22 protein-coding genes are annotated in these 22148 nt (G+C 61.4%); 18 read left to right on the forward strand and 4 right to left on the reverse strand.

Going from position 1 to position 22148, the window contains the following annotated elements; genetic code table 11:
- Nucleotides 1-3 precede the first annotated feature (3 nt).
- A complete protein-coding gene (gene murJ / locus ACTNFJ_RS03195) occupies nucleotides 4-1611 on the forward strand; it encodes a murein biosynthesis integral membrane protein MurJ (RefSeq protein ID WP_435906558.1) in 1608 nt (535 codons plus the stop codon).
- Between the two features lie 35 nt (nucleotides 1612-1646).
- On the opposite strand, the gene ACTNFJ_RS03200 is transcribed toward murJ, so the two are convergent.
- Both ACTNFJ_RS03200 and ACTNFJ_RS03205 read right to left on the reverse strand, forming a co-directional pair.
- Entirely contained in the window at nucleotides 1647-2591 is a 945-nt protein-coding gene (locus tag ACTNFJ_RS03200) for a lipid II:glycine glycyltransferase FemX (protein WP_435906557.1), read from the reverse strand.
- 22 nt (nucleotides 2592-2613) lie between these two features.
- Nucleotides 2614-3717, reverse strand: a complete 1104-nt coding sequence (locus ACTNFJ_RS03205) for a lipid II:glycine glycyltransferase FemX (protein WP_435906556.1) — start codon at nucleotides 3715-3717, stop codon at nucleotides 2614-2616.
- Between the two features lie 99 nt (nucleotides 3718-3816).
- Between ACTNFJ_RS03205 and ACTNFJ_RS03210 the strand changes: the two genes are divergently transcribed.
- From ACTNFJ_RS03210 to dapF, 10 genes are all read left to right on the forward strand, one after another.
- A complete protein-coding gene (locus ACTNFJ_RS03210) occupies nucleotides 3817-6678 on the forward strand; it encodes an FtsK/SpoIIIE family DNA translocase (RefSeq protein WP_435906555.1) in 2862 nt (953 codons plus the stop codon).
- Nucleotides 6679-6687: 9 nt separating this feature from the next.
- Nucleotides 6688-7287 carry a CDP-diacylglycerol--glycerol-3-phosphate 3-phosphatidyltransferase gene (gene pgsA / locus ACTNFJ_RS03215; RefSeq protein ID WP_435906554.1) on the forward strand — a complete coding sequence of 200 codons (600 nt, stop codon included), beginning with the start codon at nucleotides 6688-6690 and terminating at the stop codon, nucleotides 7285-7287.
- Nucleotides 7288-7290: 3 nt separating this feature from the next.
- Nucleotides 7291-7821 (forward strand): CinA family protein, encoded by a 531-nt coding sequence (locus tag ACTNFJ_RS03220; RefSeq protein ID WP_435906553.1) that lies wholly within the window; start codon nucleotides 7291-7293, stop codon nucleotides 7819-7821.
- Between the two features lie 176 nt (nucleotides 7822-7997).
- A complete protein-coding gene (locus ACTNFJ_RS03225; protein ID WP_433647026.1) occupies nucleotides 7998-8324 on the forward strand; it encodes a helix-turn-helix domain-containing protein in 327 nt (108 codons plus the stop codon).
- On the forward strand, nucleotides 8324-8545 hold the full coding sequence (locus ACTNFJ_RS03230; RefSeq protein ID WP_435906552.1) for a DUF3046 domain-containing protein: 222 nt from the start codon (nucleotides 8324-8326) through the stop codon (nucleotides 8543-8545). The genes ACTNFJ_RS03225 and ACTNFJ_RS03230 overlap by 1 nt, the downstream gene beginning before the upstream one ends.
- 274 nt (nucleotides 8546-8819) lie before the next feature.
- Nucleotides 8820-9893, forward strand: coding sequence for a recombinase RecA (recA, locus tag ACTNFJ_RS03235; protein WP_435906551.1), 1074 nt, complete (start codon nucleotides 8820-8822; stop codon nucleotides 9891-9893).
- 53 nt (nucleotides 9894-9946) lie between these two features.
- A complete protein-coding gene (locus ACTNFJ_RS03240; RefSeq protein WP_435906550.1) occupies nucleotides 9947-10537 on the forward strand; it encodes a regulatory protein RecX in 591 nt (196 codons plus the stop codon).
- 82 nt (nucleotides 10538-10619) lie between these two features.
- Nucleotides 10620-12161, forward strand: coding sequence for a tRNA (N6-isopentenyl adenosine(37)-C2)-methylthiotransferase MiaB (gene miaB / locus ACTNFJ_RS03245; RefSeq protein ID WP_435906549.1), 1542 nt, complete (start codon nucleotides 10620-10622; stop codon nucleotides 12159-12161).
- Nucleotides 12158-13066 carry a tRNA (adenosine(37)-N6)-dimethylallyltransferase MiaA gene (gene miaA / locus ACTNFJ_RS03250; protein WP_435906548.1) on the forward strand — a complete coding sequence of 303 codons (909 nt, stop codon included), beginning with the start codon at nucleotides 12158-12160 and terminating at the stop codon, nucleotides 13064-13066. Before miaB ends, miaA begins: the two co-directional genes overlap by 4 nt.
- A gap of 187 nt (nucleotides 13067-13253) precedes the next feature.
- The gene (dapF, locus tag ACTNFJ_RS03255) at nucleotides 13254-14132 is read left to right on the forward strand and encodes a diaminopimelate epimerase (RefSeq protein WP_435906547.1); all 879 of its coding nucleotides are present in this window, start codon (nucleotides 13254-13256) and stop codon (nucleotides 14130-14132) included.
- A 3-nt stretch (nucleotides 14133-14135) separates the two neighbouring features.
- On the opposite strand, the gene ACTNFJ_RS03260 is transcribed toward dapF, so the two are convergent.
- Nucleotides 14136-14753, reverse strand: coding sequence for a class I SAM-dependent methyltransferase (locus ACTNFJ_RS03260; RefSeq protein WP_435906546.1), 618 nt, complete (start codon nucleotides 14751-14753; stop codon nucleotides 14136-14138).
- Nucleotides 14754-14882: 129 nt separating this feature from the next.
- Between ACTNFJ_RS03260 and hflX the strand changes: the two genes are divergently transcribed.
- Both hflX and ACTNFJ_RS03270 read left to right on the forward strand, forming a co-directional pair.
- Nucleotides 14883-16466, forward strand: a complete 1584-nt coding sequence (gene hflX, locus ACTNFJ_RS03265; RefSeq protein WP_435906545.1) for a GTPase HflX — start codon at nucleotides 14883-14885, stop codon at nucleotides 16464-16466.
- Between the two features lie 146 nt (nucleotides 16467-16612).
- Nucleotides 16613-17563, forward strand: coding sequence for a methylenetetrahydrofolate reductase (locus ACTNFJ_RS03270; protein WP_435906544.1), 951 nt, complete (start codon nucleotides 16613-16615; stop codon nucleotides 17561-17563).
- Nucleotides 17564-17599: 36 nt separating this feature from the next.
- On the opposite strand, the gene lexA is transcribed toward ACTNFJ_RS03270, so the two are convergent.
- Nucleotides 17600-18211, reverse strand: coding sequence for a transcriptional repressor LexA (gene lexA, locus ACTNFJ_RS03275; protein ID WP_435906722.1), 612 nt, complete (start codon nucleotides 18209-18211; stop codon nucleotides 17600-17602).
- Nucleotides 18212-18642: 431 nt separating this feature from the next.
- Here lexA and ACTNFJ_RS03280 point away from each other — a divergent pair, with 431 nt between their 5' ends.
- From ACTNFJ_RS03280 to priA, 5 genes are all read left to right on the forward strand, one after another.
- Nucleotides 18643-18990 (forward strand): hypothetical protein, encoded by a 348-nt coding sequence (locus ACTNFJ_RS03280; RefSeq protein WP_435906543.1) that lies wholly within the window; start codon nucleotides 18643-18645, stop codon nucleotides 18988-18990.
- Between the two features lie 62 nt (nucleotides 18991-19052).
- The gene (locus ACTNFJ_RS03285; protein ID WP_435906542.1) at nucleotides 19053-20135 is read left to right on the forward strand and encodes a histidinol-phosphate transaminase; all 1083 of its coding nucleotides are present in this window, start codon (nucleotides 19053-19055) and stop codon (nucleotides 20133-20135) included.
- 10 nt (nucleotides 20136-20145) lie between these two features.
- Complete coding sequence (gene hisB, locus ACTNFJ_RS03290; RefSeq protein ID WP_435906541.1) at nucleotides 20146-20754, forward strand: imidazoleglycerol-phosphate dehydratase HisB; 609 nt, start codon at nucleotides 20146-20148, stop codon at nucleotides 20752-20754.
- The gene (gene hisH, locus ACTNFJ_RS03295) at nucleotides 20751-21383 is read left to right on the forward strand and encodes an imidazole glycerol phosphate synthase subunit HisH (RefSeq protein WP_435906540.1); all 633 of its coding nucleotides are present in this window, start codon (nucleotides 20751-20753) and stop codon (nucleotides 21381-21383) included. Before hisB ends, hisH begins: the two co-directional genes overlap by 4 nt.
- Nucleotides 21384-21401: 18 nt before the next feature.
- Complete coding sequence (gene priA / locus ACTNFJ_RS03300) at nucleotides 21402-22148, forward strand: bifunctional 1-(5-phosphoribosyl)-5-((5-phosphoribosylamino)methylideneamino)imidazole-4-carboxamide isomerase/phosphoribosylanthranilate isomerase PriA (RefSeq protein ID WP_435906539.1); 747 nt, start codon at nucleotides 21402-21404, stop codon at nucleotides 22146-22148.

A 22148-nucleotide genomic window follows, 5' to 3' on the forward strand; every position in this document is an offset into this window, starting at 1 on the left:
TCGGTGGCGTCAGGGCTCCTGCGGGCTAGTGCGGTGATGGCCGCCGGCACCGTGCTCTCGAGACTTCTCGGCTTTGCCAAGGCCGTGTTGTTGGTCGCAGCGATTGGTCAGACATCCATTTCTGCGGACGCATTTGCCAACGGCAACATGCTGCCCAACACCGTGTATGTGATTCTCATGGGTGGCATGCTGAACGCGGTCTTGGTACCCCAGATCGTGAAGGCAGCGACAGCCTCGGATGGGGGGTTGGGGTACATCAACAAAGTGATGACGTTTGTCATCATCACCCTCACCGCGATTACGACGCTCGCAATGCTGAGCGCGCCAGTGCTCGTATGGCTCTTTCAGCTCTCGTGGTCGACCGAGCAACTCACTCTTTCGCTCGCCTTCGCTTACTGGTGCATCCCACAGATCATCTTCTACGGCATGTACACGGTGATGGGGGAAGTGCTTAACGCACGGAGCGTGTTTGGTCCATATACGTGGGCGCCGGTGCTGAACAACCTGATCAGCATTGCGGGCATCCTCGCTTTCATGGCGATGTTCGGCGCAGACCCTGATGGACTTCGCGGAGTTGCCGATTGGAACGCACTCAGCATCGCGGTGCTCGGTGGGAGCGCAACGCTCGGTGTGGTGGCACAGGCGCTCATATTGTTTGTCTCGTGGCGCAAAGCGGGCATCACGTATCGTCCCGACTTCGTCTGGAGGGGGATCGGGCTCGGACAGACCGCCAAGATTGCCGGATGGAGCCTCGCCACCATCGTCACCACGACGCTCGCGGGAATCGTCACGGGCAATGTCGTTGGAACAGCAACCGGAGAAGGCCCCTCGACGATAGCGCTGCAAAACGCCTGGTTGATCCTTATGTTGCCGCACTCGGTCTTGGCGGTGACTCTCGCTACTGCCTACTTCACCAGGCTCTCTGAATCATGGCGAGACGGGCGCGTCGCGGATTTCCGGTCAGACTTTTCAAGTTCCCTGCGCCAGATCTCCCTGGTGATGGTTCTCGCGTCAGTTCTCATTTTCACGGGCGCGCCCTTCCTCAGCCGCCTGATGCAGTTGAGTGCGAGCGCAGAGTTGATTGACCCCTTCGCGTTGGTACTGCAGGTATATGTGTTTGCTCTGGCGCCCTTCAGTTTCCTCTTTGTGGTGCAGCGTTCGTTCTATGCTCTCTCCGACACGAGAACGCCATTCTTTTTCACGATCGTTCAGGTGCTCGTGTTGGTAGCCCTGTCAGTCGCCGGTCTTGCTGTGGTGGGGCCGGAACGCATCGGGGCTTGGGTCGCGGGCGCGTATGCGGTCTCGACGGTATTTCAGGTGTTGCTGGCCATTTGGCTCCTGAGGCGTCGAATTGGCAGCGTCGATGGTCGGCGGATCTTGCGGAGTCTGGGCTCCTTCGCGCTGGCCGCGATCCCCGCGCTCGCGGTGGGACTCTTCATCACCCATGTATCGCGTCAAATGGCTCCGGCGCTGGCCGTGGGGGAGGCGCTCGTGGCGTCGCTCGTGCTCGTGGTTGTATGCAGCGCGCTGTATCTGATGGCGCTCGCAGCACTGCGCTCACCTGAACTCCGGGAGGTTGCGGGGGTCCTCCGCCGCAGGTTCGGGCGCTAGAGCTGACAAGATCACAGAAGATCAGAGAAGGATCGTCACTCCCGTTCGGAAACGAGCTTTCTTGCCCACGAGTAGACGGCATAGCTGAGTCGTTTCACGGGGAGCTCCCATGTACCGGAGTAGTCAAATTGGGTGCCCCCAAATGATCGCTTGAAGTCAGAGAACCCAGACCACGGGTGATCCTTGATTTCGGGAGGGACAACACCGTAGAGGTCAAACTCGCCCTGACCATTCTGGTGCGCCTGTTCGATCATCGTGCTGACCAGGATGCCACCTGGGGACAGCTTCCGGTGTGCCGTATCCGCAGCGGCATGGCCGTAATAGCGCCGCTCGGCATCATCGTAAATCAGCGCTGCGGCGACCGGAGCGACTTCGCCCTCAAAATCGACGAGATACATTTTCGCGTCGCCTGACGGCATCAGGGTACGGGCCTGCAGCCGCAGATAGTCGCTGCTATGCGCGTGCATGCCGGTTCGGTCGGTGACTTCGCCCAGCAGACGAATGAGCTGTTCTATGTCGTCGGGATCCTCGCTCATTCGCACGGAGAGACCCTTCGAGGCGTAATTACGGTGCAGATTGCGGGCTGACTTTGACATGCCACGAAGCACATCATCGAACGGACGACTGAGGTCGATCCGCTGGGTGTGTTCTGGTTGCACCCGTGCGACTCTTCGGAGGCCAAGTTCCGATAGCTTGGCACCGGGAATTCCAAGGGCCGGGCCCTCAGCGGTAAGTGTCGGTTCAACGCGCACGAACGCTGCGCCGAGACGTCGGGCCTCGGCTCGCAGTGCGGCGAGGGCAGGGTCGAGCGCAGATTCTTGATCGAGCTCCGGGCCGTAAGGCGCATACAGTCGCGAGTTCAGCCTGCCGCGCTCGACGAAAGCCTGGGCCCTCCAACCGTCGCCGGAGAGTACAACGACGGTGCGGCCGCGTGCTTCTTGAAGTCGGCCCCAGGCCGCACTCTGCAGAAAATGACCCATGGGTGCAGGTGTGTCCTTTGGTTTAGTAAAGTCCGAGATCTTGAAAGCGCTTGCGATGTAACTTGCCCGCCAGGCGTTCTCCGAAGCGTTGCCAGAGCCGGAACCGTCGAGGCTGCAACACGAGGTCGAAGGCCCCAACGTAGGTAGTGCGCTCACGCGAGAAAGAGAGTTTGAAGAGCCCCAACCCATATGCGGGATGATCGGCAGTGCTTTGCGCCCAGGCGGGTGCGACTCCGAACAGGTCGATTTCTGTGGCACCCGCATCACGTGCGTCTCGCATCATCTGCCACACCAAGAGGTTGGACATTCCGGGGGTGACGCGGTCGCGCTCTGATCCGCCGTCTTTGTAGAATGCTCGGTCACCCATTCGAATCAGAAACCCCATGACTGCCGGGGTGCCATCAGCATCGATTGCGTAGAACTGGCCCTGTCCAGCTTCGGTAAAACCTTGCCACAGTGTCTCTGAATATTGGGGTGCGCGGAGGGCGAGATCCGCAGTGCCGCCACCCACCAGACGCATGAGGCGGTGCATGTGGGCGAATGTTTCGGGTGACGAAGGAACCTGGCGCACGGTGGCACCGTCTCGCTCCGCACGCCGCACCATATTGCGACACTTCTTGTCAAAGCTCGCGAGCAGTTCTTCGTCGCTGCGATCAATGCGCACAATGGCGGTTGTTGCATTGCCCTGCAGGGCGGGGCGGCTGCGCACATCGAGGCCCTGAGCGAGGAGCTCGGGAGGCAGCGTCTGGCCCGCTTCCTCTTCAGCTACGATCGGTGGCTCCACGGTAATCGTAAAGACCTGTGGGGCAGCTGCTCGCGCGAAACGATGAAGTGCCAGGAGGTGCTCTGCAAAGGCATCGAAGTCTGGTGCTGCAGGACCCCGCGGTATGTACCACAGGAGCCCTAGAAGGGGGATCTGACGTTCTAAGACGAGCGCCACGCTGTGGATCGTAGATGCGCGTGCGAAAACCAGGTATCGAGGAACCCATCCCACCTGACTCTTCGTGGCAGCGAAAGCCCGAGCTGCGAGAAATTCGCCGCCGCCCGGGTTTGCCGCAACGAGCGAATCCCAACGGTCGAGTTCCGTGGAAGTGGCGTAGCGCGCAGTGAGCGTGGTGTCATTCATGTCCTACTCAGGGTACCCGGTTCGCAAGCTGAGAGTTGGAGTCTGCGGCTCGCCGCTGCCCATCCGAGTGTGCTGGCGAGTGGGTTGTAGCGTGAACGCATGGCTACCAAGTCTTCGGCGCGCGGCAAAGCGTCCGCCCCCGCGCGGGGTGCGAGAGCTCAGTCGACCGCAAAAACCAGAGTGCTTGTTGAGGCTGCCGAACCAGAAAACGCAATGGTCAGAGCCTGGCTTGGCCTGGCGCATGCGGTCGGGGGAGGGGCGCGTGCCTTCCGACCCGAACCGATGGCTCCTGAGGAGCGCCGCGATGGGATCCCCATGCTGCTCGTGCTTCTTGCGATCGTGGGAGCTGTGATCGAGTGGTTCCTGCTCGGTAATCCGGTTGCCACGCAGATCAGCTCCTGGAGCTTTGGCGGACTGTTTGGCCGTGTGGCGTTTGGGCTCCCGATCATCATGGTCGGCTTTGGGTTGTGGCTGTTTAATAACCCCTCGGGCGTGCACGATAATCGGCGCATCGCCATCGGGCTCGCAGTCGCGATCCTGAGCGTGTCGGGCCTCGCCCACGTCTTGGGGCCTCAGCCCCAACCCTCGGATGGGATGGCGGCGCTCGCCGAGGCCGGGGGGCTCCTCGGCTGGATGGTCGGCGCGCCGTTGGCGTTCCTGACCGTCTGGGTGGCCGTCCCCGTGCTCTCCGTTCTCGCTGCGCTGTCGGTGCTGATCATCACGAAGACGCCACCCGGTCGAATTCTTGCTCGAATGCGTGAGGCGTATGCGTACCTTTTCGGTGCACAATTGGACGAGCCAGACCTGAGTGAAGGCGCGTCCGGGGGATCTGCGAGCGCGCGCTCGCGGCGGGCGTCGCGAGGTGACTCCGACGTGCTCTTCGACCTCGATGAGGACCGTAATACCGGAAGCTTGCCGTGGTGGCGCCGCACTGAGTCGGGGCGGGAGGAAGTGCCTGATTATGCCCCGAGCGAGGCCGCGCTCACCGAGGTGTTAGGTGCAGATTCTGCTAGTGCGGCGCAGGGAGCGTTTGATACGGCGCTGGAGGCTGAACAGCCGTCAGACCTGTTCGCCGAGGGACTGTTCGATGAAGCGGTCTCACCGCCGCACGTGAACGTTGAGGAAGATCCCGAAGTCGCGCAGCTCAGAGGCGAGGCTGCAGCGACCACGACCTTTCAGGTGGCGCAGCCACACGAGAGCACGCAACAGCCCTACGTGCTGCCTGACCAGGGCACGCTCTCTCAGGGAGATCCGCCGAAAGCGCGCACCCAGGCGAACGACACGATCATGGCTTCCATCACCGACGTGTTGACGCAGTTTAACGTCGATGCACAGGTCACAGGATTCTCACGCGGACCTACGGTCACCCAGTATGAGGTTGCCTTGGGGCCCGGAGTGAAGGTCGAGAAGGTTACGGCCCTCACAAAAAATCTTGCCTATGCGGTCGCTTCGAATGAAATTCGCATCCTGTCGCCGATCCCTGGAAAGAGTGCCATCGGCATCGAAATTCCCAACCAGGACCGCGAGAACGTTGCACTCGGTGACGTGCTTCGCTCGGCACGAGCCCAGCGCTCTCCCCATCCAATGACCATCGCAATCGGTAAAGACGTGAAGGGTGATTTCGTCGTTGCCAATCTTGCGAAGATGCCCCACTTGTTGGTAGCCGGTGCCACCGGATCTGGCAAGTCGAGCTTTATCAACTCGATGATCACTAGCATTCTGATGCGCGCCACGCCGGCCGAGGTGCGCATGGTGCTGGTCGACCCGAAGAGGGTCGAATTGACCGTCTATCAAGGTGTGCCGCACCTCATTACGCCCATCATCACGAACCCTAAGAAGGCCGCTGAGGCTTTGCAGTGGGTCGTGAAAGAAATGGATATGCGTTACGACGACCTGGCAAGCTTTGGGTTCCGTCACATAGACGATTTCAACGAGGCTGTGCGATCGGGATCTCTCGTGCTTCCCGAGGGTAGCCAGCGCGTGCTGAAGCCCTATCCTTACCTCTTGGTGGTGGTCGACGAGCTCGCGGACCTGATGCTTGTTGCCCCTCGCGATGTCGAGGACTCGATTCAGCGCATCACCCAGCTGGCCCGAGCCGCGGGTATTCACCTGGTGCTTGCGACCCAGCGTCCCTCGGTCAACGTTGTCACCGGAGTGATTAAATCGAACGTTCCGAGCCGGTATGCCTTTGCGGTGGCCTCCGGTACCGATTCGCGAGTGATTCTCGACGAGGTGGGTGCCGAGCGTCTCATCGGACAGGGTGATGGACTACTGCTCCTGAACGGTGAGTCGACCGCGATCCGTGTGCAGGGTGCCTGGGTCAATGAGACTGAGATCGCCCGAGTGGTCGAACATGTGAAGACTCAAGCGCGGCCCGAGTATCGGGCCGATGTGGCCCAGGTCGCCGAGAAGAAGGAAGTAGACGCCGACATTGGGGATGACCTCGACGTGCTCGTCGCGGCAATTGAACTCGTGGTGAGTTCGCAATTTGGATCCACTTCGATGCTGCAACGAAAGCTCCGCGTGGGCTTCGCGAAGGCTGGCCGACTGATGGACCTGATGGAGTCGCGCGATATCGTCGGGCCCTCCGAAGGATCGAAAGCGCGAGACGTTCTCGTTGCTCCCGAGCAACTCGCGGAGGTGCTTGCGGGGATCACGGGGAACGGGCCGAATCCGTCTGCGGTGCAGACTCCGGCAAACGCGTCCTTTGGTCACGCTCCGCCTGCCGCCCCGTCGAACGTGCAGGCGCCGCAGGTTTCGCCTGCCGCTGCTGAGTCCGGTGCGGTCATACCTGCGGAGGACATTGGAGATTCGGTGACCGATGTCATAGAGCCGCTGACGGCCGACAATTCCGGGTTTGGTGACGACCGCTACAACGACCCAATCACGCAAAGATACTCTGAACTGGAAGAGGTCGACGGTGGCGATGAAGACGCTTGGCAATTGACCGGTCGCGACTAGGGTGAGACTGTGACGCACCCACCGACCAAGCCAAGTAACTGGAACGCACCAAATGTCATTACCGGGGCGAGAATTGTAGCTACGCCGTTCTTTGTCTGGATGCTCCTGGCAGATGACGGCCAGATGGGGCCACTGCGCTGGGCCGCAGCCGCCTTCTTCGTCGTCGCGATCGCCACCGATGCGTGGGATGGATACATTGCGCGTTCCCGAGGTCTAGTGACCGATCTTGGCAAGCTCCTTGATCCGATTGCCGACAAGTTCTTGACTGGCGCGGCGTTAGTGGGGCTCTCGATACTGGGTGAGCTTCCCTGGTGGATCACGATCCTTGTGCTTGTCCGGGAAGTCGGAATCACGGTGCATCGCCTGTTTGAGGCGCGCACCGTCGTGGTCGCAGCGGCGTGGATGGGGAAGCTGAAGACTGTCGCTCAGTCCGTGGCAATCGCTTTGGCGTTGTTTCCCCTAGCGGCGGTGCTCGGAGAGTGGATCATCTGGGTGAACGTGGTGACCATGAGCGCTGCTGTGGCACTCACGGTTGCGAGTGGAATCGACTACATCGTGAACTTTGCCCGGTTGGGCCGCGCTGGCCAAGCTACTGGCACGCAGAGGTGAGCCATGCTCCAGCCGGACACCGATGCTTTTGAACTCGCGCGGCAGGTCGTTCGGAGCGCCGACCGACGGGGCGTCCGACTCGCCACTGCTGAGTCACTTACCGGAGGCCTATTGGCGGCCACGATTGTCGCCGTGCCCGGCGCATCTCGGGTCTTCTCAGGCGGCGTCGTAGCGTATGACACCTCGCTGAAAGCCTCGCTTCTCGAGGTAGACCCCGAGTTGCTGGCCTCCCTCGGGCCGGTGGATCCTGAAGTCGCGCGCCAGATGGCTCGCGGTGTGCGTCGCGCCTGCGCCGTTTCACTCGCCCAGTCGAAAGTGCCGACAGAAGCGCATTTCGGGATCTCGACGACCGGTGTGGCAGGGCCGGATCCAGATCCCCAGACCGGCCAGCCCGCCGGTACCGTGTGGCTTGGCCTCAGTTCGGAGCTGGGGGAGCGTGCGAGCACAATGCGGCTAGAAGGGGATCGGCAGTCGATCCGCGAGGCCACCGTTCGATCGGCACTCCAGACCCTCCTCCAGGCACTCGCGGAATAAACTTGAGTCTTCTGCACTCACATTCAGGAAATGCTCAGGAATAGATCGCCGGTTCACGCGGTTATTCTCAGCGACACCCGCCAGACTGGAGGTGTCACCGCGAAGCGCACGTCGGTGCGTGAACCGGTAGTCTGATACGCATAGCCTCACGGCAATGCAGAGCAAAGGAGGACACGATGGTACTTGTTCGTCAGGAGATTGGCGATGTGCTCCGTGACTTCCGCCTGCAAAAGGGTCGTACCCTCCGCCAGGTGGCAGGAGAGGCGAGTGTCGCACTGGGCTACCTCAGCGAAGTCGAACGCGGGCAGAAGGAAGCCTCGAGCGAGATACTCGCTGCTGTTGCTGACGCGCTTGACACGCCGCTTTCGGTCATCATGGGTGAGGTCAGTGAGAGGCTCGCGATGGTCGAGGGCCTAAGCGTTCAGCTTTCGTCGCGTGTGCCCGACACAGTGCCGGCGGATCTTGTCTCCGGATACCGGCCCTCCCTCCTCGCAGGAAAGTAGTGCGACTGAGCGAATTTCAGCGAGCGGTTGCCGAGGAATTCGGAGAGATCTACGCGGGTGTGCTGATGCGTGATCATTGGATTTCGGAGCTCGATGGAACTGCCCAAGACGCGCTTGCCGTGGGGGTGCCTGCGCGGCGGGTGTGGGAGGCGTTGTGTGTCGAAATGCAAGTGCCCGAGCAGCGTCGGTACGGGCGCGGCCTGAGGGATCCGCGAGACTAGTGCCTTAGGCGCGGCCTGCGGGGGTCGTCTGATCCGACACGCCGAATCTCCTTTTCGAAAGTTTGTTCGAATGCGGGTATTCTCGCTCACAGGTGATCTCGCTGCAGTCTCTCTCCACACATTGCGGCTTTCGACTCTTGATGTCGGAGGTGCAATCTAGGGTCGGAAGCACGAGCCACCTACGCCTTGTCAGCTCGGAGCACTTCGTTCCAGGCACGACAGCAGGTAGGCAGCAACCCGGCGAAACACGCCCCGATGGCAGGAGAGCAAGCTCATGGCAGCACCCAAAGATCGCGAGAAGGCCCTTGAGATTGCTCTCGCGAGCATTGACAAGCAGTTTGGCAAGGGTGCGATCATGCGCCTGGGAAGCACTGACCGTCCCCCGGTGGAGGTTATCCCGACCGGCTCGATCGCTCTTGACGTCGCACTCGGCATCGGCGGTCTTCCGCGTGGCCGCATCGTTGAAATCTATGGTCCAGAATCTTCGGGGAAGACGACGCTGACGCTACACGCGATCGCTAACGCGCAGCGCGCTGGCGGTATTGCGGCGTTCATTGATGCTGAGCACGCGCTCGACCCCGTATACGCTGAAAAACTCGGCGTAGACATTGACGCGCTTCTCGTCTCGCAGCCTGACACGGGGGAGCAAGCACTGGAGATCACCGACATGCTGATTCGATCGGGTTCGGTGGATCTCGTGGTGGTCGACTCAGTGGCTGCTTTGGTGCCGAAGGCTGAGATCGAGGGCGATATGGGTGACAGCCACGTAGGGTTGCAGGCTCGCCTCATGTCGCAGGCCCTCCGCAAGATCACCGGTGGCCTGAGCCAGACCAACACGACGGCAATTTTCATTAACCAGCTTCGTGAGAAGATCGGGGTGTTCTTCGGAAGCCCTGAGACCACATCGGGCGGCAAGGCGCTGAAATTTTACGCCTCAGTGCGCCTCGATATTCGTCGCATCCAGACGCTCAAAGAGGGCACCGATGCGGTGGGCAACCGCACGCGCGTCAAGGTAGTGAAAAATAAGATGGCTCCGCCCTTCAAGCAGGCTGAGTTCGACATTCTGTATGGTGTCGGCATTTCCCGTGAGGGCTCTCTCATTGATTTTGGTGTGGAGCACGGCCTCGTGAAGAAGAGCGGTGCCTGGTACACCTACGAGGGCGATCAGCTGGGCCAGGGCATGGAAAATTCCCGCCGCTTCCTTATTCAGAACCCCGATATTGCTGCTGAGATCGAGGAAAAGATCCTGGTGAAGCTCGGCGTAAAAGATGACCCGAATGCTCCAGCAGTTGCCGCAATGGACGGGAGCGTCGCGGAACCCATTCGCGACGAGCGTCTGGGCGCGTAGCGCATCCCATGGCTGTCCGCTTCCTGCCCACTCCCGCCGACTCAGAATCCGCGATGAGCGGCGATCGAGCAGATCTCGCAGAGGTCATTGAGCTTCGATCCCGACTCCCTCAGGTAGTTCAAGCCGCGTCAGGTTCTGAACCCGAACCCGAGCCTGAACCTGCGCGGAGCGCAAAGGAAGACGGGGTGCGACTGCTCGCGCGACGTGCGCTCTCCTCCGGTGAACTGCGCAATGAACTTCTGAGCGTCGGTCACCCGGCTTTCGAAGTTGATTCGGTAATCGACGAATTCGTTGTAAGTCTGTATCTCGATGATCTCGGCCTCGCTCGCGCAGTTACGGAGTCGCTCCGGGACCGGAAGGGAGCAAGCCGCAGTCAGATCCGCATGAAGCTGCGAGATCGCATGGTTTCACCTGCGGCGATCGAAGAAGCGCTCGGTGAGTTGAACGAGGACGAGGAATTCTCGCTTCTTCGGGCCGCCGCCGCGGATCGGGCAAGAAAAATGGGAGGCCTGGACAGGCAAACGGCCGAACGCAGGTTGCTGGGTTTTCTTGCGCGCCGCGGCTGGTCAGGCGAGCCTGCTTCGAGAGCCGTTCGTGAGGCGCTAGACGGTGCCTTGCCACAATCAGGTGTGCGGTTCCAGTAGTCGAACGACGTACTTCGTGCACGTTTCGCAGTGAACCTGGCCCAGGGTCGGTGCACATATCTGGATCGGTAGAATTGAGCGTATGCCCTCTGCAGTAGCTACACCCATAGTTCCGTCGCCAGCTGCACTTGGTCCCGACGGAAGCCCGCGCAGCTATACGGTTCGTACGCTCGGTTGCCAGATGAATGTTCACGATTCTGAGCGGTTGTCTGGTTCGTTGGAAGCGGCTGGGTATGTGGCAGCCAGTTCGCCCGAAGACGCCGACGTGGTGGTGATCAATACCTGCGCGGTCCGCGAGAACGCCGCCAACAAGCTTTACGGCAATCTCGGCATTCTCGCGAGCGTGAAGCGCGAGCGCGCGGGCATGCAGATTGCGGTCGGAGGATGTCTCGCCCAGAAAGACCAGGGCACGATCGTGAAAAAGGCTCCCTGGGTTGATGTGGTCTTCGGTACCCACAACATGGGTTCGTTGCCGGTGCTTCTCGAGCGAGCGCGGCACAACGAAGAAGCGCAGGTCGAAATTCTCGAGTCGCTCGACGTGTTCCCCTCAACTCTGCCGACGAAACGTGACTCGGCATCGAGCGGGTGGGTATCCATCTCGGTCGGCTGCAACAACACCTGCACCTTCTGCATTGTTCCCGCGTTGCGCGGTAAAGAAAAGGACCGCAGGCCGGGGGATATCTTGGCGGAGGTGCAGGCGCTCGTTGACGATGGTGCCATTGAAGTAACGCTCCTTGGCCAGAACGTGAACACCTACGGGGTGGAATTCGGGGACCGCGGCGCGTTCGGAAAACTCCTGCGTGCCATGGGCGACATTGAAGGCCTGGAGCGGGTGCGCTTCACCAGCCCCCACCCCGCCGCCTTTACTGACGACGTGATTGCGGCCATGGCCGAGACCCCCAACGTCATGCCGCAGCTGCACATGCCTCTGCAATCCGGTTCGGACTCGATCCTCAAAGCCATGCGTCGCTCGTACCGAAGCACAAGGTTCCTCGGGATTCTTGATCGGGTGCGCGCTCAAATCCCGCACGCCTCCATCACCACTGACATCATCGTGGGTTTCCCCGGGGAAACCGAGGCAGACTTCGAGGATACGATGCGAGTGGTAGAAGCGTCGCGCTTCTCTAGCGCCTTCACGTTTCAGTATTCCATCCGACCCGGCACACCCGCGGCCACCATGGATCATCAGATCCCGAAGGAAGTTGTACAGGAGCGTTACACGCGACTGCACGCGTTGCAGGAGCGGATTTCCTTCGAAGAGAACCAGGCTCAGATCGGACGCACTGTCGAAGTGCTCGTCGCTGCGAGCGAAGGCCGGAAAGACGATGCCACCAGGCGACTGTCGGGCCGTGCCGAAGACAATCGGCTCGTCCACTTCGCGATCCCTGCGAACGCTGAGGTTCCGCGTCCGGGCGATGTTGTCACGGTGCAGGTCACGGATGCAGCTCCACACTTCGTCATTGCCGACCCCGCGGAGGGCGGGCCGTACACCGTACGGCGCACCCGCGCGGGCGACGCGTGGGATCGACGCGAGGCTGAAAGTTGCGCTGCTCCGGTCGCCGCAGGCCCGAGTGGAGCCCCGCGAGCGGTGAATCTGGGGCTCCCCACGCTGCGGGTACTGTGACTGGCACACTCTGGGCTGTTGTCGGTGCCACTGGCACAGGTAAGACCGCACTATCTCTGGCTTTGGCGGAGCAACTTGCCGCCTCCGGGCGCGCCGCAGAAATAGTGAACGCAGATGCTATGCAGGTGTATCGCGGTATGGATATCGGCACCGCGAAGGTACACCCCACCGACCGGCGGGGAATCAAGCATCACCTGTTCGACGTGCTGGATCCGAGCCAGGAAGCCACCGTCGCCTGGTATCAAGCCACCGCGCGCGCGTGCGTCGCCGAGATCCACAATCGTGGGCATGATGCAATTGTGGTCGGTGGATCCGGCTTGTACGTGTCCAGCCTGATCTTCGATTTCCAGTTTCCCCCTCGCGATGAGGCGCTGCGGGCGAGCCTTGAGCGCGAGCTGGCGGAATTGGGGGTGGCGGCTCTCGCGAATCGTCTGCGCGAACTCGATCCCGATGCTGCGGCGACCATCGATGCGCGCAACGGTCGACGCGTCGTGCGCGCGCTTGAGGTAGCCGCGCTCGGCGAGAGCGCGCACGGCACGCTGCCCACTACACCGCAGTACTGGCGTGCGACCACTCGGACGATCGCCGTGCACACTGAGCGGGCCGAACTGGTGCTGCGGCTTGATCAGAGAGTTGAGAAGATGTGGTCAGATGGGCTTCTCGATGAAGTGCGTGGACTCATCCCGCACGGCATCGAGCACGGGAAAACAGCATCCCGCGCCATCGGCTACGCCCAGGCACTCGCTCAGCTTTCTGGCCAGATGACCCAGGAAGAAGCGATCGCCGAGACACAGGCGCTCACCCGTCGCTACGCGCGCCGGCAGGTGAGTTGGTTCAAACGGTACCCCAACATTGAATGGATTAGCTCGCCCGACCCGGGTTTAATCACCCCGCACCCAGGCTGACACTCATCGACTTTTTGCACCAATCAGCGCTTGCCCCCTGATGCATCTGCCTTCGAACCAGGGTCTGGCGCACTGAGAACCTGCGCTCCGCGCGATCACAATGGCGTTGCCCCATTCCGTGATGCGAGCAATTGGCAAGGTGGGTGAAGCCCAGCAGTAGCCTGCGGCCACCCTTTAGACTTGCGCCATGCCTATTCTGACGTTCACCAAAGGTCACGGTACTGGGAACGATTTCGTCCTCTTCACTGATCCGGAGGGAGATGTCGCACTCACCCCCGAGCAGATCAGGTTCCTGTGCGATCGTCACTTCGGCGTGGGGGCAGACGGCGTCATTCGCGCGGTGCGCTCGCGCGCGCTGCCCGAGGGGGAGGCGGTGCTGGCCGAAGAACCGACAGCCGAGTGGTTCATGGACTACTGGAATGCAGATGGGACGCCCGCCGAAATGTGCGGCAACGGTATTCGCGTCTACGCGCACTACCTCATCTCGGAGGGTCTGGTGGCGCCCGAGCGGCGCGACACCCTCCCGATCGGCACACGCGCCGGGGTGAAAGACGTGTTGGCCGGGGTTGCTGGATACACAGTGGATCTCGGCAGGTGGCGGCTCACCGAAGAACACTTGGTCGCCGCGCGTGGCCTGCACGTGCCTCGGCCCGGCCAGGGGATAGATCTCGGAAACCCACACGTGGTAACCGCGCTCGCAGCCGACGCGAAGCTCGACGGCCTGGATCTCACTGACGCTCCCGCACTGGATCCCGAACCCGAGGCGGGCGCAAACGTCGAGTTTGTCGTGCCGGAGGAACCACTCATCAAGAATGGTGTCGCGCACATTCGGATGCGAGTGCACGAGCGCGGGTCGGGAGAGACGCTTTCCTGCGGCACCGGCACCGCGGCCGCGGCGCTGGCCTTCCGATACTGGGGCGGTGAGGGGATGCCGAATCACTGGAGCGTCGAGGTTCCTGGCGGCCGGCTCGCTGTGCGAATGTTTCCCACCGAGGAGGGAGAGCACGTGTCGTTGTCTGGACCGGCCGAGCTGGTCTATCGAGGCACGATCGAGCTGCCCGAGTAGCAGTTAGCGCCTGACGGCCTGGATGACAGAGAATCCCTTGTCGCGAGCGATGCGGGTAACCGAAAGGGTGGGGAACTCGGCCGCGATCCACGATTGAAGCGAGTCCGCGCCCAGATGCTTAGCGACAACGAGAGTGGCAAGTCCACCCGGCGCAAGTCTTGGGAGCCACTGTCCCAAGAGCGCGTGCAACGCCTGTTTGCCGATGCGAATCGGAGGGTTCGAGCGAATCTCGGAAAATTCTAGGCCGAATGGCACGTCGTCTGGCGAGACAACCCGCAGATGCGTGAGCCCCAGGCGCGTGGCATTCTCTGTAGTCAGCGCCCGCGCTCGTTCGTTGATGTCGACTGCCCAAATCTCAGCCCCCGGGTGATTGAGGCCTGCGGAGAGTGCGATAGGACCCCATCCACAGCCAAGATCGAGAATCGGGCCTGTGACAGCCTCGGCCTCGGGCGTCATCTTGTCGAGCGTGCGCAGCAGCACGGCCGTGCCCTGGTCGAGGTGCTCTGGACTGAAGACACCGCCCGCGGTCACGAGGCGCCGAGGCGCGCCAGCGAGTTCGACTTCGATCTCGCGCTTGCGCGCGTCGCCGACTGGTGATTCCGAAAAGTAGTGCTGTGTCACTGCCCCAGTATCTCAGCCTCTACATGCGACGTCATACCTCTGTGTGTCGCGGATGAGCTCGGAGAGTGTGCTGCGCTGTGGGTGAACAGCCGAGACGTATTCCGCGTGCCGACTTACACTGGAGTTCAGATGACCAAATCAGAAGCACCATCCGCCGCAGCGGATCAGCCCACCACCCCAGCCGGGCGACACTCTGGGGATCCGCTCGACCGAGTGCTGGCGCGCGCCCAGGGTTCCGGTCACGCGACCGTAATTCGCGACCTGACAGGCGGCGCACAGGCTCTGGGCGATGAGGCCCACGATCAGCTAGGCAAAGACCTCGACGCTATTCGTCTCGAACGTGAGGAACGCGCGTCGCTGAAGCGCGTGCCCGGGCTCTCCACCGAACTTGAAGACGTCACTGAGGTCGAGTACCGGCAACTACGGCTCGAGAACGTGATCTTGATTGGCGTATACAGTTCGAACGGAAAGGGCGGCCAGGAAGACGCGGAGAACTCGCTGCGCGAACTTGCTGCGCTCGCCGAAACCGCTGGTGCGCGCGTCATTGACGGACTCCTGCAACGACGCGCCAACCCGGATCCTGCGACCTATTTTGGTAAAGGAAAAGCGCAGGAGCTTGCCGAGATGGTGGCTGCCGAGGGTGCTGACACCGTCGTTGCCGACACCGAGCTCGCGCCGAGCCAACGCCGCGCACTAGAAGACGTGGTGAAGGTGAAAGTTATCGACCGTACCGCCGTGATTCTCGATATTTTCAGCCAGCACGCGAAAAGCCGTGAGGGCAAGGCGCAGGTCGAGCTCGCACAGCTGCAGTATCTGCTACCGCGGCTGCGTGGTTGGGGCGACTCGATGTCGCGCCAGGCGGGCGGGCAAGTGGGCGCGGCTGGAGCTGGCATGGGTTCGCGCGGACCGGGTGAGACGAAGATCGAACTCGATCGGCGACGCATCAACACGCGCATGGCGAAGCTGCGTAAGCAGATCGCCGAGTTTGCGCCGGCGCGCGAAGCGAAGCGAGCGAACCGGAAGCGCGGTGAGGTGCCATCGGTCGCAATCGCCGGCTATACGAATGCGGGCAAATCGAGCCTCCTGAATCGTCTGACAGGAGCGGAGGCGCTCGTGCAGAATCAGCTTTTTGCGACCCTCGACACCACCGTGCGACACGCAGAAACTTCTGATGGACGCAGCTTCACTTTCACTGACACGGTGGGATTCGTGAGAAACCTGCCCCACCAACTGGTGGAGGCCTTTCGATCCACTTTCGAGGAGGTCGCGGGATCGGATGTCATCGTGCACGTCGTCGACGCGTCTCATCCCGAACCGGTTGCGCAGCTAAAGACCGTTCGAGCGGTGATCGCCGAGGTTGAGGCGCAAGCCATTCCTGAGATCGTGGTGTTCAACAAAGCGGATCTGATCGACGACACTCAGCGACTCGTATTGCACGGGCTTGCGCCTGACGCGGTGTTCGTCTCGGCGCGCACGGGCGAGGGGCTTGCGGCGTTGAAGGCCCGGATTGATGCGACGCTTCCCGTTCCCGACCAGGAGGTAACCGTCGTCGTTCCCTACGAGCGTGGTGACCTGGTGGCCGAGCTGCACGAGCGAAACCGCGTGTTGGAGACCGAGTACGTCGAGCGAGGAACTCGAGTGCGTGCGTTTGTGGGCGGCGAGACGCTCGCCAAGCTCGAGCCGTTTCTTCTGAGTTCACAGGCGCACGAGTAGCCAGCGGTAGGGCTCAGACTCAGGCGATGGGGAACGCCAAGAAACCGACTGTCATATTCGCGCGAAGTGTTGCAGCCGGATTCCAGCGAGCCAAATCACCTCGGTAGGCTCAGTACGTTCACAGACCCGAGAGTTGGAGGCCTTGCGTGTCGATTGAATTGATCGCCCCGGGCACTCCCGCGTCTGTGCGTTTTTCGTTTGAGGTCTTTCCCGCTCGCACTTCTGCGGCCGCGCTGGCGCTCGGGTACGCGGTTCAACATCTGGCCGCGGCGGGCCCCGAATTCATTTCTGTTACCTATGGAGCCAGTGGCTCAACGCGCGATGCATCCCTCGATCTCCTCAAGTATCTTCGCCAGTACACGGACGTGGTGCCGATGGCTCACCTCACCACGGTGGGGATGACTCCTGACGAGGTACGCGCCGTCGTTGCGGAAACGCTGGAGGCCGATATCTTTGACTTTCTTGCGCTTCGCGGAGACCCGCCGCGGGGGTTACGCGAAGGCGATGCCGAGGTTGCGGGTTCGCTCAGCTCGGTCGATCTTATTCGGCTCATCACTGAGGTGCGCGCGGAGTCGACCAGAGCGCCTGCCGGTGGCCGCATCGCTGTCGCGGTCTACCCCAACGGTCATCCTCTCTCTCGTTCTCGTAGCGAAGACATCGACTGGCTCGTCGCGAAACAGGAGGCTGGCGCAAAGCTCGGCATCACCCAACTGTTCTTCCATGCTGACGAGTATCTTTCCTTTGCCGAGGAGGCACGCGAGGCTGGTCTGCACATTCCGCTGCTCCCTGGGATGATGCCGGTCACCACGCTGGGGCAGCTGCGAAAGGTAGCCGAACTTGCGGGTCGTCCGGCGCCACGGGAACTCGAGCGTGGGCTCGAAGCCGCGGGCGGTACTTCTCCCGATCTGGGCGTTGCGCACACGGTGGAACTAGCTCGAAAGCTTCTCGCCGGCGGCGCCCCGTCGATTCACCTCTACACCTTCAATCGGCACGAACAAGTAACCGCGGTGTTGCGTGAGCTCGGCCATGTCACGCCGCACCCGCTCGCACCTCCGACCGCGGCGCCCGTCGACCAAAGCCGCCCGGCGAAGGCCTAGTTCTCTGAGGTGCAGCGCAGGATCATGCACTGCACCTCACACCGAGCGAAACACCGCCACAACCTTGCCAAGCACCTCGGCATGATCTCCGAGTATGGGTTCGAAGGCGCTGTTACGTGGCAGGAGCCAGGTGTGGCCGTCTCGACGTCGGAACACCTTGACCGTCGCTTCTCCGTCGAGCATCGCAGCCACGATGTCGCCATTCGTTGCGTCGCGCTGCTGCCTGACTACGACGTAGTCACCATCGCAAATCGCGGCATCAACCATCGAATCTCCGACGACCCGCAGCATAAACAGATCGCCGTCTCCGACCAGTGCACGAGGCAAAGGCATGAGTTCTTCAACGTGCTGATCAGCTGTGATGGGTACACCCGCAGCAATTTGTCCAACGAGCGGAATATAGGCGGTTTCTTCAGCCTGAACCGCTGGAAACTCTGAGACAGAGCTGGCGATTGAAGCGGGTTCGTTCAGGAGTTCAATGGCCCGGTTCTGGTTCGGGTGGCGACGCAGATAACCCGCCAGCTCCAGCTGATCAAGCTGGTAGGTAATGCTCGACGGGGAGGAGAGCCCCACGCCCTCACCGATCTCACGAATGGAGGGGGGGAAACTCCGACTCGCAATGAATTGAGAAATGAACTCCAGAATCATCTGTTGCTTGTCGGAGAGCGGTTTGGGGCGCGGCGCTTGTGTCGTCACGAGTTCCTCCCGGAAGTTTCGGCGGATCGCGGTGTCATCCGAGCTCGGCTCGCGTGTCACCCCAACACCAACGTGAATGTCGGTGGTGCCTGGTTGAGTCAGTCCAGTAATCGAAACACTAGTTCTTTTGTTCGAATCTGGGCAAACAAGTGTACGAGTGTCGTGGAAATATTCCCATATTGCTTAGGATTCTTGGCTTGCAGTTTCGATTATTCGAAGGTATGTTCGAAACAAATGTTCGAACGGTGTTTCGAGACTTACGAACATTGAAACGAGAGGACGAGAGCATGAGCACCCAAATGATTCCTGCTACAACCCGATTGGCCCCTGTAGTTTCTTTGGAGGGGACGCGATCACGTCCGGTAGCGCCTGAAGTTCCTCGGATGCGGCTCACTCGCCGCGGTCGAGTGGTCTTCGGGGTGTTGTTTGCCGCGATCATGACGGGCCTGATTGCGTCGGCCGCGATTTTTGGCGCAACGCAGGCCGTGGCGACAAGCGAGGAAGGCTCGGCCGAGTTTGGATATGTAATTGTGCAACCCGGTGGGTCGCTTTGGAATGTGGCGGCTGCGCTCGATCCAAGCGCAGATCCGCGCGATGTGGTCGCCGAGATTGTTCGGCTGAATCAGCTCGGTGGCTCGGGCGTGCAAGCCGGGCAGCCTCTCGCGGTTCCGCTGCGGTATTCGGAGGCTGACGGCGTGGTCAGCGCGGCAGAGTTGGGTATCGATCCGTAGTTTGCACAGTTCTGGAAGTGTGCGATGACATCGGGCTAGTCATCGAGTTCTAGACTGTTGGGGTGACCAGTCTGAGAGATCTCCCGCTCCGCCAGAACCTCGTGGGGAAGACGCCGTACGGCGCACCTCAAGATCCTGTCGCGGTCAGCCTCAACGTCAATGAGAACACTCACCCGTTGCCCGAAACGGTCATCTCAGAGATTATTGCAGAGCTGAGCCGGGCAGTTCGCGGCGTCAATCGCTACCCCGACCGTGACTTTTTGCAGCTCCGGGGGGCACTCGCAGGGTACCTCGGCCATGGGTTGACGGCGCCGCAGCTGTGGGCGGCGAACGGGTCGAATGAGGTGCTGCAGCAAATATTGCAGGCGTTCGGTGGGCCTGGGCGAAGCGTCTTGAGTTTCACCCCCACATATTCGATGTATCCGTTACTTGCTGACAGCACAGACACTGCGTGGGTGCCGATTGCCCGTCCAGCCGACTACTCGCTCGAGCCAGAATTCGTCGCGGAGGCACTCCGTGCGCACGCTCCGAGCATCGCAATACTGTGTGGTCCAAACAATCCGACCGGTACCCCCTTGGAGCTCGATACCGTCGAGGCTGCATACGATGCCTTTGACGGAATACTCGTCGTTGACGAGGCCTATCACGAGTTCGACGCTGAGCGCGAGAGTGCGGTGAAGTTACTTCCGGGTCGTCCGCGTCTTCTTGTATCGCGCACAATGAGCAAAGCGTTCGCCTTCGCGGGGGTGCGGCTCGGATACCTCGCGGCTGACCCGGCCGTGGTAGACGCTCTGAAACTGGTGCGCTTGCCATATCACTTGTCGGCCCTGACCCAGGCGGCGGCTGTTGCGGCCATCAGGCACGCGAGCGAGATGCTTGCAACGGTGTCAGACATACGGGTGCAGCGCGACCGCCTCGCCAAGGCACTGAGCGAGCTCGGGTATCTGGTGCACCCGTCTGGCGCAAACTTCCTCCTCGTGGGGGGCTTCGCAGACCCTACGGCGACATTCACCGCATTGCTCGCCCAAGGCATATTGATTCGAGATCTCGGTATTCCGGGTCATCTTCGTATGACCGCGGGTACCGAGGAAGAAACGACTGCGCTCATCACTGCGCTCACCGCGCTCACTTCCGCCGAGCGATAGGCTGGACCTCATGAACGCAACCCCCCGCATCGCCTCCCTTGAGCGTCATACGAGCGAGTCGCAGATCAGTGTGCAGGTGAACCTCGATGGCTCCGGCGAGGCAGATGTCGAAACCGGGGTGCCGTTCTTCGATCATATGCTGACGGCTTTTGCTCGACACTCCCTCACCGATCTCACGGTACGTGCGATCGGTGACATCCACATCGACATTCATCACACGGTGGAGGACACCGGAATCCTACTTGGACAGGCCCTCCTGGAGGCTCTCGGCGATAAGTCGGGTATTTCCCGCTACGGCGATGCACTGGTGCCCCTCGATGAGGCACTTGCGCAGGCCGTTGTCGATATTTCTGGCCGGCCCTACCTGGTGCACTCCGGCGAGCCCAGCGGCTTTGAGTTTCACCTGATCGGCGGTCATTTCACCGGCAGCATGGTGCGCCACTTTTTTGAAGCGCTCATTCTCAATGCTCGGTTCACGTGCCACCTCCGCCTGGTCGAGGGGCGCGATCCACATCACATCGCCGAGGCCGAATTCAAGGCCTTTGCGCGTGCGTTCCGTCAGGCGAAGGCGCGTGATCCATTGGTCGCGGGGGTGCCTTCAACGAAGGGTGCGCTGTGACCCGCAAGACTGTGGCGGTGCTCGACTATGGCTCGGGTAACGTGCACTCAGCTGTGAAGGCGCTCGAGCGGGCCGGTGCAGAGGTCACTCTCACACGCAACCCTGAACTTGTGATGCAGGCCGATGGTCTGGTGGTGCCGGGCGTGGGGGCGTTCGATGCTGTGATGCACGCACTCACCGCAGTCAGGGGTGACGAGCTGATCGACCGGAGGCTGTCCGGGGGGCGGCCGGTCTTGGGTATCTGTGTCGGAGAGCAGGTAATGTTCTCCTGCGGTGTCGAACGCGGGAGAGAGACCGAGGGGCTCGGGCAGTGGCCGGGCACGGTTCACCAGCTACACGCAGACCGACTGCCGCACATGGGCTGGAACACGGTCCAGGCCGCCGAGGGCTCTGTGTTGTTCCATGGCATCGAACACGAGCGTTTCTACTTTGTGCACAGCTACGCCGCGACGGAGTGGACGATCGAGGGGCGCACCCCGTCAACTAAGCCGCGGGTCACTTGGGCCGAGCACGGCGAACGCTTTATTGCCGCAGTTGAAAACGGCCCTCTGTGTGCCACACAATTTCACCCTGAAAAATCAGGCGAGGCAGGCATTCGACTGCTTCGCAACTGGATCGATTCGCTCTAACCTCAGTGAAGGAACACGATGACCGAGCTCAATAACAGTCCGAAGCTTGAACTCCTCCCCGCGGTCGACGTGGCCGATGGAAAAGCGGTACGCCTCACGCAGGGCGAAGCGGGCACCGAAACAAACTATGGGAGCCCCGTTGACGCGGCTCTCGACTGGATCGAGCAGGGCGCCGAGTGGATCCACCTGGTTGATCTTGACGCGGCGTTTGGGCGTGGGAATAACGCTGCGATCTTGCGTAAGGTGATTAAGCACTCGAAAACGGTCAAGGTCGAACTTTCCGGCGGAATTCGAGACGACGCGAGCCTTGAAGCAGCACTCGAGCTCGGCGCCAAGCGCGTGAATCTCGGTACCGCAGCCCTCGAGAACCCTGAATGGACACGGGCGGTCATATGCCGGTACGGCGAGCGAATTGCTGTCGGCCTTGACGTTCGGGGAGAGACCCTCGCGGCGCGCGGTTGGACTGAAGAAGGCGGCAACCTCTGGGAAGTGCTTGACCGGCTTGAAGAGGCGGGATGCCCGCGCTATGTCGTAACCGACGTAACGAAAGACGGCACGCTACGCGGGCCAAATGTGGAGCTCCTGCAAAAGGTTGTAGCCCGCACCGATCGCCCTGTCGTGGCATCAGGTGGGGTGTCGAGCCTGGATGACCTAGCAACTTTGCGCGAGCTGGTGCCGCAGGGCATCGAAGGAGCCATTGTGGGCAAGGCCCTCTACGCGGGCGCATTCACCCTCGCTGCGGCGCTCGACGTAGCTGGTCGCTAG

Source organism: Leucobacter shiyiweii (genome assembly GCF_052446065.1).
Classification (GTDB): domain Bacteria; phylum Actinomycetota; class Actinomycetes; order Actinomycetales; family Microbacteriaceae; genus Leucobacter.